Source organism: Flavobacterium sp. Leaf82, assembly GCF_001422725.1.
GTDB lineage: Bacteria > Bacteroidota > Bacteroidia > Flavobacteriales > Flavobacteriaceae > Flavobacterium.
Genome location: NZ_LMMA01000032.1, coordinates 280751 through 292861 on the forward strand (window position 1 = coordinate 280751; position 12111 = coordinate 292861).

The 12111-nt window shown below is 33.8% G+C and carries 12 protein-coding genes; 7 read left to right on the forward strand and 5 right to left on the reverse strand.

The features are described 5' to 3' along the window. Positions 1-52 precede the first annotated feature (52 nt). The 3 genes from ASF10_RS15715 to ASF10_RS15725 all read left to right on the forward strand — a co-directional run bounded on the left by ASF10_RS15715 (position 53) and on the right by ASF10_RS15725 (position 2631). A complete protein-coding gene (locus ASF10_RS15715; RefSeq protein WP_056250857.1) occupies positions 53-913 on the forward strand; it encodes an NAD(P)H-hydrate dehydratase in 861 nt (286 codons plus the stop codon). Between the two features lie 562 nt (positions 914-1475). Next, positions 1476-2258 carry a HipA family kinase gene (locus tag ASF10_RS15720; RefSeq protein ID WP_056250861.1) on the forward strand — a complete coding sequence of 261 codons (783 nt, stop codon included), beginning with the start codon at positions 1476-1478 and terminating at the stop codon, positions 2256-2258. Next, positions 2248-2631 carry a DUF3037 domain-containing protein gene (locus ASF10_RS15725; RefSeq protein ID WP_056250864.1) on the forward strand — a complete coding sequence of 128 codons (384 nt, stop codon included), beginning with the start codon at positions 2248-2250 and terminating at the stop codon, positions 2629-2631. The genes ASF10_RS15720 and ASF10_RS15725 overlap by 11 nt, the downstream gene beginning before the upstream one ends. A gap of 237 nt (positions 2632-2868) precedes the next feature. Here the strand turns inward: ASF10_RS15725 and ASF10_RS15730 are convergent, their stop codons facing one another. After that, positions 2869-3978 carry a polysaccharide lyase family 1 protein gene (locus ASF10_RS15730; protein WP_056250867.1) on the reverse strand — a complete coding sequence of 370 codons (1110 nt, stop codon included), beginning with the start codon at positions 3976-3978 and terminating at the stop codon, positions 2869-2871. 228 nt (positions 3979-4206) lie between these two features. Between ASF10_RS15730 and ASF10_RS15735 the strand changes: the two genes are divergently transcribed. Continuing rightward, positions 4207-4776, forward strand: coding sequence for a Crp/Fnr family transcriptional regulator (locus ASF10_RS15735; RefSeq protein ID WP_056250869.1), 570 nt, complete (start codon positions 4207-4209; stop codon positions 4774-4776). 255 nt (positions 4777-5031) lie between these two features. On the opposite strand, the gene ASF10_RS15740 is transcribed toward ASF10_RS15735, so the two are convergent. Continuing rightward, positions 5032-5580, reverse strand: a complete 549-nt coding sequence (locus ASF10_RS15740) for a HutD family protein (RefSeq protein WP_056250872.1) — start codon at positions 5578-5580, stop codon at positions 5032-5034. A 90-nt stretch (positions 5581-5670) separates the two neighbouring features. Beyond that, positions 5671-6177, reverse strand: coding sequence for a GNAT family N-acetyltransferase (locus tag ASF10_RS15745; RefSeq protein ID WP_056250873.1), 507 nt, complete (start codon positions 6175-6177; stop codon positions 5671-5673). A gap of 426 nt (positions 6178-6603) precedes the next feature. Here ASF10_RS15745 and ASF10_RS15750 point away from each other — a divergent pair, with 426 nt between their 5' ends. The 3 genes from ASF10_RS15750 (at position 6604) to ASF10_RS15760 (ending at position 9201) form a co-directional block, all read left to right on the forward strand. Next, entirely contained in the window at positions 6604-6987 is a 384-nt protein-coding gene (locus ASF10_RS15750) for a helix-turn-helix domain-containing protein (protein ID WP_056250877.1), read from the forward strand. Positions 6988-7263: 276 nt separating this feature from the next. Further along, positions 7264-8475: an AAA family ATPase gene (locus ASF10_RS15755; protein ID WP_056250880.1), complete on the forward strand. Its 1212-nt coding sequence runs from the start codon at positions 7264-7266 to the stop codon at positions 8473-8475. 3 nt (positions 8476-8478) lie between these two features. Beyond that, on the forward strand, positions 8479-9201 hold the full coding sequence (locus ASF10_RS15760; protein WP_056250883.1) for an RloB family protein: 723 nt from the start codon (positions 8479-8481) through the stop codon (positions 9199-9201). A 79-nt stretch (positions 9202-9280) separates the two neighbouring features. On the opposite strand, the gene thrC is transcribed toward ASF10_RS15760, so the two are convergent. Further along, positions 9281-10570, reverse strand: a complete 1290-nt coding sequence (thrC, locus tag ASF10_RS15765; RefSeq protein ID WP_056250887.1) for a threonine synthase — start codon at positions 10568-10570, stop codon at positions 9281-9283. Positions 10571-11037: 467 nt separating this feature from the next. Further along, positions 11038-11973, reverse strand: coding sequence for a homoserine kinase (locus ASF10_RS15770; RefSeq protein ID WP_056250890.1), 936 nt, complete (start codon positions 11971-11973; stop codon positions 11038-11040). Positions 11974-12111 lie beyond the last annotated feature (138 nt).

The window sequence follows — 12111 nt, forward strand, 5'->3', positions numbered from 1 at the left end:
TTGCATCAGCCTAAAACACAAAGTGATTAAAAATTTAAAATAAATAAACCCAATGAAAGATCCTCTTTTAATCACGAAACAAGAAATTCTAAAATTCTACAAACCCGTAAATCCTCATACACATAAAGGACTTCAGGGACACGCCGTGATTATTGCCGGAAGTTATGGCAAAATAGGAGCAGCAGTTCTGGCATCAAAATCCTGCCTAAAATCAGGTTGCGGACTCGTAACAACCTTTACACCAAAATGCGGGTATCAAATCCTTCAAATCTCAATTCCCGAAGTTATGGTCGTAACCGATGAAAATACTAATTTTATCACTAATATTCATTTTCCCATACAACCGCAAGCAATCGCAATAGGTCCCGGAATAGGGAAGGAGTTAGGAACACAAAAAGCCTTATTCGAATTTTTAAGAGTCAATAAAGTACCTTTAGTTCTCGATGCAGACGCGCTCAATATCTTATCAGAAAACCAATCCTGGTTAGAATTAATTCCTGAAAACACCATCTTAACTCCACATCCCAAAGAACTTGAACGCTTAATAGGCAAATGGAATTCAGAATCTGAAAAATTTCAAAAAACAACCGCTTTTTCCGAAAAATACAAAGTAATCATCGTCATGAAAGGCGCACCAACTTACATCATCAATAAAACCGAAATCTACGAAAACACCACAGGAAATGCTGCCTTAGCCACCGCCGGAAGCGGCGATACCCTAACCGGAATCATCACCAGTTTCCTCGCGCAAGGTTACGAACCCAAATACGCAGCAAAATTTGGTGTCTACATTCACGGATTAACTGCTGATATTGCCTTGCCCAAAACAGGTTACCAATCGTTTGTAGCATCTGATATTATCGAGAATCTGGGGAAAGCTTTTTTGGAATTAGAAAATGTGCCAATTAGATAATTAGATAATTGTTTCAGGTTTCATGTTTTCTTTGTTTCAGGTTAACGCAGTTTGTTTATATACTAATGGTTACAAGGTTTTTTGTCATTTCGACGAACTTTTTTTGTCATTTCGACGAAAGGAGAAATCACACAAGAAACTCCGTATAGAAATTCGCCAATCTTTGTCGAGTTTCTAGTGTGATCCCTCGTTCCTCGGGATGACAAGAAGGCTTTGTAGTTTTATTGACCATCAATTGTCAGGCTGAGCGATCCCGATCCCGAAGCTTCGGGACGGGAGAAGCCCAAGTTCCAATTGGCGCGCCTTCGACTCCGCTCAGGATGACAAAAAATGCAAATAAGAATAAAAAAATCCGCATTAATCAGCGTCTTCGCTTTAGCGAATCCGTTTCATCTGCGTACTTTGTTGAATCCCTTTATAAAATTAAGCTTTGCGACCTTTAAAAAAACAACTAGCTTAAAAAAACTTAGCGAACCTTTGTGTAAACCTTTGCGCTCTTTGCGGTAAAATAACGAATCTAACAATCTAAATTAGTAAGTTTGTATTTCAGTAAATACTGCTTATGAAAAACAATTTCGATCTTAGAACCGTAAACGTTACGCGTTATATAACACCTTTGCGCGAAGGCGGTTCTTTACCCGCATTGGCAGAAGCCGACGACGATTTTAAATATGTCTTAAAATTCAAAGGAGCCGGTCACGGTGTAAAAGCCCTGATAGCCGAATTAGTGGGCGGACAAATAGCAAAAGCTTTAAAGCTCCAATTACCGGAATTGGTTTTTGCCAATCTCGATGAAGCCTTTGGAAGAAGCGAAGCCGATGAAGAAATTCAGGATTTACTGCAAGGAAGTCAGGGATTAAACTTAGCACTGCATTTTTTATCCGGCGCTATTACTTTTGATCCTGTTGTAACAACAGTCGATCCTAAACTAGCGTCGCAAATTGTATGGTTAGATGCCTATATAACCAATGTAGATCGTACGTTTAGAAATACCAATATGCTAATTTGGCATAAAGAATTATGGCTTATCGATCATGGCGCGTGTTTGTATTTTCACCATTCCTGGAACAATTGGGAGCAACATGCAAAAAGTCCTTTTGCATTGATAAAAGATCACGTTTTATTGCCACAAGCCTCATTATTAAAAGAAGTTGACACCGAATATAAAGCACTTTTGACACCAGAAATTCTGGAAGAAATTGTAAATACTATTCCGCTAGAATGGCTGCAATGGGAAGATACGGACGAAACACCCGAAGCATTGCGAAATGTGTACTTACAGTTTTTGCAAACAAGATTAAACAATTCAGAAATCTTTGTAAACCAAGCGCAAAATGCAAGATAGTCACTTATATGAGTATGCCGTAATTCGTGTGGTACCAAGAGTAGAGCGCGAAGAATTCCTGAATATCGGAATCATTTTATTTTGCAAAAAAGCCAAATATATAAAAGTATTATACCACTTAAACGATGCAAAAATCGAAGCGTTATCAAACGATTTTGATATCGAGCAATTGCATTGCAATATCACCGCACTAGAAAAAATTGTAAACGGAGCAAAAGATGGAGGTCCAATTGGAGAAATGGATATTCCGGAACGTTTTCGCTGGTTAACCGCTATTAGAAGTTCAGCGATTCAAACTTCCAGACCACATTCAGGATTATCTCAGGATTTAGAAAAAACAATTCAAAGATTGTTTGAAGAATTAGTTCTTTAAAAGAGGTTTAAAGGAATAAAGGTTCAAAGCAACAAAGGTTTTTTCCGTAGAGACGCACAGCAGTGCGTCTAACCTATTTAAAAAAAAATAGCTGGCAAAAAAATCACCAATAAAAAAAACAACCATATAAGTAATTTAAGAAATCATAAGCCCAATGACTTAAATTTTCTTATATAACTTATATGGTTAAATAAAAAAAACTAAACTAACTCATGTTTTTTTTCTGCTCGTCATTCATTAAAATGATCCGCAAATATTACCACCTAAAGTAGCTCCTGCATTAGCCGAAACATCAGCTTTTACAGCAGTATTAGTAAGTTTTACAATTGTATAAGGAGGAGTAAAAGCAGTTTTGCTTCCTGCCTGGTTTCCTGAAGTATTTGTAAAAATGTTATCAACAGCAGTTACCGCTGTATAACCTGTCATTAAATCGATTGGTGTTTTTACACCTTCAAAAACGTTTGCTTCAACACGAAGATCAGCTTCAAAACCAGCAGCAATACATTTGTTGCTCACCGTACTATTAAAGAAATTGTTTACTAAATGCACTTTTCCAAAACGTACTCTTGGCATTCTTTCCTTACATCCGGGAGCCCACCAGCAACGAGCAAAAGTAATTCTTAATTTTCCACGATCTCCTGTAGCACCATCGCTTGAACCAATTAAGTTAGAATATCTGTGATCGTCTGACCCTCCAGAACCTCCTGCTTTTGGGGGTTTTAGGTAATGAAATTTAGAATAAGTAACTGAGATATAATCAGATTTGTTTTTAATGTCGAAGTTTCCATCAACACCATCTCTAAATTCGCAGTGATCCACCCATACATTTGTACATTCGTCTAAGATTGCATTATCCCATCCGTCAGTGTCATAAGCACCAGGTCCTTCAAAAATAAGGTTTCTGATGATTAAGTTTTTACATCTTTTGATGTTGATAATACCAGACGCATCTTTAGTTTGGTTAGTCGAAACTAATTTTGCACCATTTGCACCATAAATAGTTTTACCAGTCTGGTCTTGCAATGATAATCTTGTAGTTACAGTAATAGTACCGCTAACTTTGATAACCTTTACAGAACTGCTTTCGATTGCAGATTTCAACTGAGCGTAGGTAGTAACAGTTGTTTCAGCAGCAGATCCTCCACCGGTTACACTTCCGTTTTGCGAAGCCCATCCTGGAACGGCAGAACAATTTCCAACTTTTGCAGTCAAACCGCCAGAAGTTGGTGTTGTTGTTTCAATAATAGCATTTTCGTCATTTGACGAAGCAACTTCTTCGGTGTTACACGCTGTAAAACCTAAAATCAATGTTAGTAGGAACATTGAAAGTGTTGATTTAATTTTCATAATAATAAATTGGGGGTTTATATTAATTTAACAGTGCAAAACTGACTATAAAAAATATGTAAAAAGTTGAACAAGTTCAATATTTTGAAAATAAATTGACTAAAAGTGTTTTTTTAACAGTTGTTAATTTACAAAAACGCATAAAAAAAGTACTTTTACGTAATCGATTACATAATTTTTAATTAATTCAAAACTTACGCCCCCGAGTAAGAATAAAAGTAAAAACACATGTACAAAACCCTCAGATCAAGTATTGAGCGAAAAATTCCGTTAACAGATAGTGAATGGAAATTTGTCGTTGAAAAAGCCGAGTTTATCAAACTCAAGAAAAATGAATACCTGCAAATTCAGGATTCAAACAGTTCTTATGAAGGCTTTATTTTAAAAGGTGCTTTCAAAACCTACATTTTGAATGACAATGGCACCGAAAGTGTAATTTTTTTCTCGTTCGAAAACGAATGGATGTGCGACCTGGAAAGTTTCTATCATCAAAAGCCAACAACCTACAACATCAAGGCAATTGAAGACAGTGAAATTCTGGTTATCAGCAAATCAAACAAAACGCTCTTATTTGAGCAAGTACCCAAACTCGTCCAGTTTCACATTATTATGGTCGAAAAAGCAAATATCGCTATTCAGCAGAGACTTATAGATGTTTTGAACAAAACCTCAAAACAACGATATCTGGAGTTTATCGAGAAACATCCACAAAAAGCAGATAAAATCAACAACAGAAATTTGTCTTCGTATCTTGGTGTTTCGCACGAATTTTTATCAAAAATTAAAAAGAGGTGCTAAGGTGTTGAGATGCTATGTAGAGACGCACAGCAGTGCGTCTAACATTTAGTATAAAGACGCAGAGATGCAAAAGTTTTTTACCAAACTTTCGGTAAAGTTTGTCATTTCTATGAAGGAGAAATCTCTACGAGAAGCTCGACAAAGATTGTATTTTCGTTGCGGAGTTACTTACGAAGATTTCTCCTTCGTCGAAATGACAATATTAGGACAACTGTGAGATAAAAACTTCACCTATTTGTGAGGTTTATGATCTTATTAAAAATCTAATATTCCAAAGAGGCATTTATTAGAAAAATCAAGTATTACATTTTCCTTTTCTGGATTTTCAATCACTAATAAATCATGAGGTTTTAGATCGTATGGCTTCTCATTAATTTTAATAACTGTTGTATCGATAGAAAATAAAACTATTATTTCAGCATTACAATTCTGCTTACTAGTTGTTATCTTCAGTTTATGATGGTTTATTTTTTCAGAAACCATCCAATTAAAATCAATACCTTTTGTATAAGAAGTCACATCATCATTAGATTTAAATTCCATGATTTCGTATTTCTCATATAGCTTTTTTGCTTTGTTTATCTCAATATCTAAGTCGTTATCAAGCATAACCAAATATCGGTGATAGCCCAGAAATTGAGTAAATTCTGAAGGCACTTTCTCTATTGTAGCACTGCTAATTCTAAATAGAAAATCTCTATCAATATAGTTTGCCGTTTCAGGAAAGATCATATATTCATAGGTCAATCCGCCGCTCCAAATAGAGGCTGTAGTATTTTTTTTAGTGAAAAGACTTATGTTCATTTACTGAATATTTTAATATAACTTCAAATAGTGCATTTTTAACTCTACTTTTAAATGAACTTATATCACTTATATGGTTGAAAAAAAAGCTTAAATCTTCTTCTCTAAAAAGATAAATTCCAAAGGCTTATCAGAAATATTAATATGAATATCACTTGACGGAAAAGGTTCTTTTTCGCCAGTTTCAACATAACCATGACGTTTGTACCACGCAATAAGTTCTGAACGAACCGAAACAACTGTCATACTAAGCGTAGACAATCCTAAATTTGTGGCATGAATTTCAGCTTCTGCCAACATCTTTTTTCCTATTCCGGCATTTTGTAATTCAGGAGAAACAGTTAGCATTCCCACATATAATTGATGTCCTTTTTCGACCAATAAAACCGATCCAATAATTTTGTCGCTCTCTGTAAATTTCAGGAATGTATTTTTAGGATCTAAAATGATTGCGGTTAATTCTTCTTCGGTAGTTCTTTTTCCTTCTAATAAATGTGCTTCTGTAGTCCAGCCTTTTTTAGAAGTTTCTCCTCTATATGCTGAATTTATTAAAGTTAATAATGATGGAATGTCTTGTAATGTTGCTTTTGTAATCATGTTAATCTGACTGTGTTATAAATATAAATTGTAATACATAAAAAATTAATTAAACACATAGAAACATAGATTTTATGATTTTGAAAAAAGTAAATCAAAAAGAAACTCGTTTCTCACACATAGCTATGATTGTTAATGCAAGTGAAACGCCTTTTTTGAGTTCAATAATTCTATGTTACTATGTGTTAAAAATAATTATGCCACGAGTTAAATGTATCTCGGTTAATTGAATAAAATATCAATTGTCTCCTGCTTTTGCTGAGAAACAAAATTACATTAGAAAATAGCTTTAGCCTAATCTTTTGTGTTTTTTGGTTAAAGCCGAATTTGTAAATTTATATCCATTATGAAAATAGTATCTTACAAAAAAGGTTTGTTTTTTACCTAAACTAATTTTCGTTTGAGAATTTTAAATATCTTTGAATTATGAGTACAGCAATAAAACCAAAACATATCGGCAGAAATATAAGCCGTATCAGAGAGCTTAAAGATATGAAACAGGAAGCACTGGCACAAGCTTTAGGGATAAGCCAGCAGACAATTTCGGCTATTGAAAACAGCGAAACTGTAGAAGAACAAAGATTAATTGAGATAGCAAAAGTTCTTGGAGTTTCTGCTGAAGCAATTAAAAACTTTTCGGATGAAGCGGTTTTTAATATTATTGGAAATACTTTTCAAGATCAAAGCGCAATTTACAATTGCAATTGTACTTTTAATCCTTTAGATAAAGTTGTAGAACTTTACGAACGTTTGGTGCAAGCTGAAAAAGATAAAGTTGAGTATTTGGAGAAATTATTGAACGGGAAATAAAACGTTTTTGAATATATATAAACATAAAAAAGAGATCTTAATTTAAGATCTCTTTTTTTATTGCTAGTGCAATGCAAGAGTGGGAGTTAAAGTTAGCGAAAGTCTATGATTTTGAATTTAAGAGATAAGGAAATAAGAGGTTTTATCTTAATTATTGGAATAAAATTTTTAGTTAACTTAATTAAAGAATGTTTTGTTAAAATAAGTTTTTAATTAAATCTTATTAATTACATTTGTTTTAAAATTGAGAAAATTTCTCAAATTAAAACTATAAATATGTTGTTAGAATTCACAGTTGGGAATTTTTTGTCATTTAAAGAAAAAAAAACATTTAGTTTAGAAGCTTCTAGTATTACGGAATATAAAAATAATATTGTTCAAAAAGGCAAATATAAAATACTTCGTTCTGCTGTTATTTATGGAGCGAATTCTAGTGGTAAAAGTAATTTTATTAAAGCTCTAGAATTTATGGTTGAAACAGTTAGAAACTCATCTAAATTAAATTCAACGGATAAATTAAATGCGAAACCTTTTTTACTCAATGATAAAACAGTTAATTTACCAAGTCATTTTGAAATTTTATTCACTAAATATGGAAAAAGATATAGGTATGGTTTCGAACTTGATAATGAAAGAATTCATGAAGAATGGCTATACATATTAAATGAAAATTCAAAAAAAGAAACTTTATATTTTATCAGAAATATTGATGGAATTGGAGTGGCTGATGTTTTTGAGGAGGCAAAAATATTTATTGAAAATACGAAGGAGAATAGCTTGTTTATATCTTTGCTAGATCAGTTAAATATTGAAATAGGTAAGCAAATAATGGGAAGTTTCTCTTATATTTTTATACAATCTGGTGTAGAGCATGAGAAGTCTATTACTATGACGTCTTTAATGCATCAAACTAACAGTTATCAAGAAACAGTTGAAAAACTAATAAATAGATTAAATTTAGGTTTTCGATCTTTTCGTCTTGAATCGGACTCTAATGAGACTTTTAAAAAACGGATTAACACTATTCATAGTATTTTTGATGATAATGGAAAAATAGTTGGGGAGCGTGAATTTAAATTAGTTGAACATGAATCTTCAGGAACTAATAAAGTTTTTGATATTTCTGGTCATATTGCTTTTACGCTTTCGCTTGGATTGCACTTGTTTATTGATGAATTAGATGCGAAATTACACCCAATTTTAACTCAAGAGATTATTAAATTATTCAATAACCCAGAAACAAATCCTAATGATGCTCAACTAGTTTTTACTACTCATGATACTAATTTGCTTGGAGCAGGACTTTTTAGAAGAGACCAAATTTGGTTTACCGAAAAAGATAATTGTGAAGCAACTGATTTGTACTCTTTATTGGAGTTTAAAGATGAAGAAGGGCATACAATTAGAAAAGATAGAAGTTTTGAAAAAGACTATATAAATGGTCGTTATGGTGCTATTCCGTATATTTCAAACTTTCAAGAATTATAATCTATGGCAAATATTATTAAAATTGACAATGCTGATCTTAAGCGACAAAAAAGAATAGAAAAAAAACGAAAAGAGAATACTAAAGAAGTACGAGTTTATTTTTTAATAGTTTGTGAAGGAGAAAAAACAGAACCTAATTATTTTAAGTCATTTAAATCAAATGTGAAATCATTTGTTTATACAATAGATACATTAGGAGAAGGTTCTAACACCAAGGATTTAGTAAAAAGAACTATCAAAGCGAGGGATAAGTCTAGTCAAAAATATGATAGAGTTTGGACTGTTTTTGATAGAGATAGTTTTAGTCCAGATAATTTTAACGGAGCTGTTCAATTAGCAAATAGTCAAGACATTAAAGTGGGATGGTCAAATGAGGCTTTCGAGCTTTGGTATTTATTACATTTTCAATATAGAAATACCTCAATGTCTAGAACAGAATATAAAAAAGCTATAGAAGATGAAATAAACGCTAAAATAGCGAAAGAATCTAAAAGCAAAAAGCCTAAAAAGTTTGAGTATAAAAAAAATAGTACAGAAATGTACAATATTTTAGAAAAATATGGCAATCAAAATCAAGCAATTAAATGGGCTGAACAATTAATTGCAACACATACTTGCGAAAATTATGCTATTCATAATCCTTGTACTTTAATTCATCTTTTAGTTAAGGAATTAATTGGCGAATCAGATGAATTGATGAAAGAAATAAAAGATAGAGATGCTTAGTTTTACTATGAACGCTTAGATAAAGCCAAGAATTATTAAGTTTTATTCTTGGCTTTTATTTTTTCTAATATAAAGAATACTACCCCAAAAAGGCCTTCAATTCCTCATAACTAGAAATCTTAACACTAACTTTTTCCTCATTAATAACACTTTCAATTTGTTCCGGAATAGGAAGTGTAATACCCAATGCAGGTTCAACAACATCAAGGAATTTAATAGGATGTGCCGTTTCTAAGAAAACACCAATCGCATTCTCATGTTTTTGTAATTCTTTTTTCAAACCTAAATATCCAACTGCGCCGTGTGGTTCTGCGATATAACCGTTTGTATTGTATATTTGTTTTAGAGCTTCAAGAGTTTCTTCATCAGTATAACTATAAGAAGAGAAATCTTTTTCGAAAGCTTTTAAATCGTTGTTGTATAATTCCTGAATTCTGATAAAGTTACTTGGGTTTCCAACGTCCATAGCGTTAGAGATTGTTGCTTTAGAAGGTTTTGGATCATATTTTCCGCTTTCTAAGAATCTTGGTACAGTATCGTTTACGTTTGTAGACGCGACAAAATGTTCGATTGGTAAACCTAGTTTCTTTGCCATAATTCCGGCACAGATATTTCCAAAGTTTCCACTTGGGCAAGAAAAAACTAAAGGTTTGTTTTGGCTTTTCAAAGCTTTGTAAGCAAAGAAGAAATAGAACATTTGCGGCAACCAACGCGCAATATTAATAGAATTTGCCGAAGTAAGGTTTTTATGCGCTAAAGTCTCGTCCAGAAACGCTTTTTTCACCATATCCTGGCAATCATCAAAAACACCGTCAACTTCCAGAGCTTTAATATTTTTTCCTAAAGTTGTCAATTGTTTTTCCTGAATATCGCTCACTTTTCCTGACGGATATAAAATCACAACATCAACGCCGTCAACGCCAAGAAATCCGCTTGCAACAGCTCCGCCCGTATCGCCCGAAGTCGCTACTAAAACCGTATTTTTACTGTCTTTTTTGTCTTTATTAAAATACGCCAGACAACGTGACATAAATCGCGCGCCAACATCTTTAAAAGCCATTGTAGGTCCGTGAAACAATTCAAGCGAGTAAATTCCGTTTTCGACTTCCACAACCGGAAAATCAAAAACCAGAGTATCAGCAATGATTTCTCTTAAATTATCTTCCGGAATTTCATCCCCCACAAATTGCTGAATCACATCAAATGCAATATCGTTATGGCTTAGATTTTCGATTACGTTAAAAAATGCAGGATTTAATGGCGTAATAGTTTGAGGAAAATACAATCCTTTATCACTCGCTAATCCTTGTATCACAGCTTCTTTAAACGAAACTTCTGGTGCATTATGGTTTAAACTGTAGTATTTCATTTTTTTTGTGGCTTTAAGCAATAAGCTTTACGCTGTAAGTTTTGACTATTGCTTTTAATTATTTAAAATTTCAATAATTGTTATTCGGTTTGTTTTTGTCATTTCGACGTAAGGAGAAATCTTCGCAAGTAACTCCGTAAACTAAATCGATAATCTTTGTCGAGCTTCTCGTGAAGATTTCTCGTTCCTCGAAATGACAAACTGTGTGTTTACGCTTTTTGTCTATACTTTGTCGACAAACTAGTGCGATTCCTCGTTCCTCGAAATAACAAACTGTATGTTTACGCTTTGTGTCTATACTTTGTCGACAAACTAGTGCGATTCCTCGTTCCTCGGAATGACAAACGTTATGTTTTTTGTTTGCGTCTTTACTTTGCGGGACTTCTCCCGGCCCGAAGCTTCGGGATCGGGATCGCTCAGTCTGACAAACTTTGTCTTCTTATTTAATACATTTCACATTTCACATTTTACAAAATGCGTACACCATCCGGATTAATTTTCGAAACGTGAATTTCATATGGTAAATTCATATTTTCGTAAACATCGCTCATGGCTTTTGCGATTTTGTCTGCGGTTTCTTTTCCTTTGCTTAAAGCAAAAATCGACGGGCCAGAACCTGAAATTCCAGAACCTAAAGCGCCATTTTCGAGAGCCGTTTGTTTGATTAAATCAAAACCCGGAATCAAAACGCTTCTTAAAGGTTCTACGATTTCGTCATGAAGCGATCTTCCAATCAAATCATAATCTTTGGTGTATAAACCTGCGATTAATCCGCCCACATTTCCCCATTGCATGATCGCGCTTTTTAGGGAAACGGTTTGTTTTAAAACCGAACGCGCATCAGATGTTTTTAACTCAATTTGAGGATGAACCACCGTTGCAAACAATTCTTCCGGACTATCAATTCTGATAATGTCAAGCGGAGCATAACTTCTTACCAAAGTAAAACCACCCAAAAGGGCAGGAGCAACGTTGTCTGCATGAGCGTTTCCGCTGGCTAATTTTTCGCCCTGCATCGCAAATTGCACCAAATCTTTACGAGAATAAGGTTGTCCTAATAATTCATTAATCCCAAAAACTGCTCCAGCAGAACTTGCAGCGCTGCTTCCAATTCCGCTTCCGGCTTTGATATTTTTATAGATTTCGATTTCAAACCCAAAAGTTATCGGATTAAAATCTCTTTGATAAGCTTCTAACATCGCTAAAGCCGCAACACCCGAAACGTTTTTCTCGGTTTCTAAAGGTAAATCGGCACCAACAATTTTAGTAATACGAACTCCTTTTTGATCTGTTTTTCGAACAATCATTTCATCACCCGCATTGTCTAAGCAAAGTCCAAGTACGTCAAATCCGCAGGAGAGATTCGCGATAGTTGCCGGGCAAAATAGTTTTATTTGTGTCATTTTATTAAGGTTCTAAGTTGCTAAGGTTCTAAGTTTCTGAGTTTTCTTTTGCAACTTTTTATTTTTATGCTTCTAAGAATCTTAGGTTCTAAGTGGAAGATTTAAGGAAAAAACCTCAGAATCTTAGCAACTTAGAAC

Bases quoted from the DNA above. Each gene is read 5' to 3' on its own strand.
- ASF10_RS15715 (WP_056250857.1), top strand. From the start codon at position 53: ATGAAAGATCCTCTTTTAATCACGAAACAAGAAATTCTAAAATTCTAC.
- ASF10_RS15720 (WP_056250861.1), top strand. From the start codon at position 1,476: ATGAAAAACAATTTCGATCTTAGAACCGTAAACGTTACGCGTTATATA.
- ASF10_RS15725 (WP_056250864.1), top strand. From the start codon at position 2,248: ATGCAAGATAGTCACTTATATGAGTATGCCGTAATTCGTGTGGTACCA.
- ASF10_RS15730 (WP_056250867.1), bottom strand. From the start codon at position 3,978: ATGAAAATTAAATCAACACTTTCAATGTTCCTACTAACATTGATTTTA.
- ASF10_RS15735 (WP_056250869.1), top strand. From the start codon at position 4,207: ATGTACAAAACCCTCAGATCAAGTATTGAGCGAAAAATTCCGTTAACA.
- ASF10_RS15740 (WP_056250872.1), bottom strand. From the start codon at position 5,580: ATGAACATAAGTCTTTTCACTAAAAAAAATACTACAGCCTCTATTTGG.
- ASF10_RS15745 (WP_056250873.1), bottom strand. From the start codon at position 6,177: ATGATTACAAAAGCAACATTACAAGACATTCCATCATTATTAACTTTA.
- ASF10_RS15750 (WP_056250877.1), top strand. From the start codon at position 6,604: ATGAGTACAGCAATAAAACCAAAACATATCGGCAGAAATATAAGCCGT.
- ASF10_RS15755 (WP_056250880.1), top strand. From the start codon at position 7,264: ATGTTGTTAGAATTCACAGTTGGGAATTTTTTGTCATTTAAAGAAAAA.
- ASF10_RS15760 (WP_056250883.1), top strand. From the start codon at position 8,479: ATGGCAAATATTATTAAAATTGACAATGCTGATCTTAAGCGACAAAAA.
- thrC (WP_056250887.1), bottom strand. From the start codon at position 10,570: ATGAAATACTACAGTTTAAACCATAATGCACCAGAAGTTTCGTTTAAA.
- ASF10_RS15770 (WP_056250890.1), bottom strand. From the start codon at position 11,973: ATGACACAAATAAAACTATTTTGCCCGGCAACTATCGCGAATCTCTCC.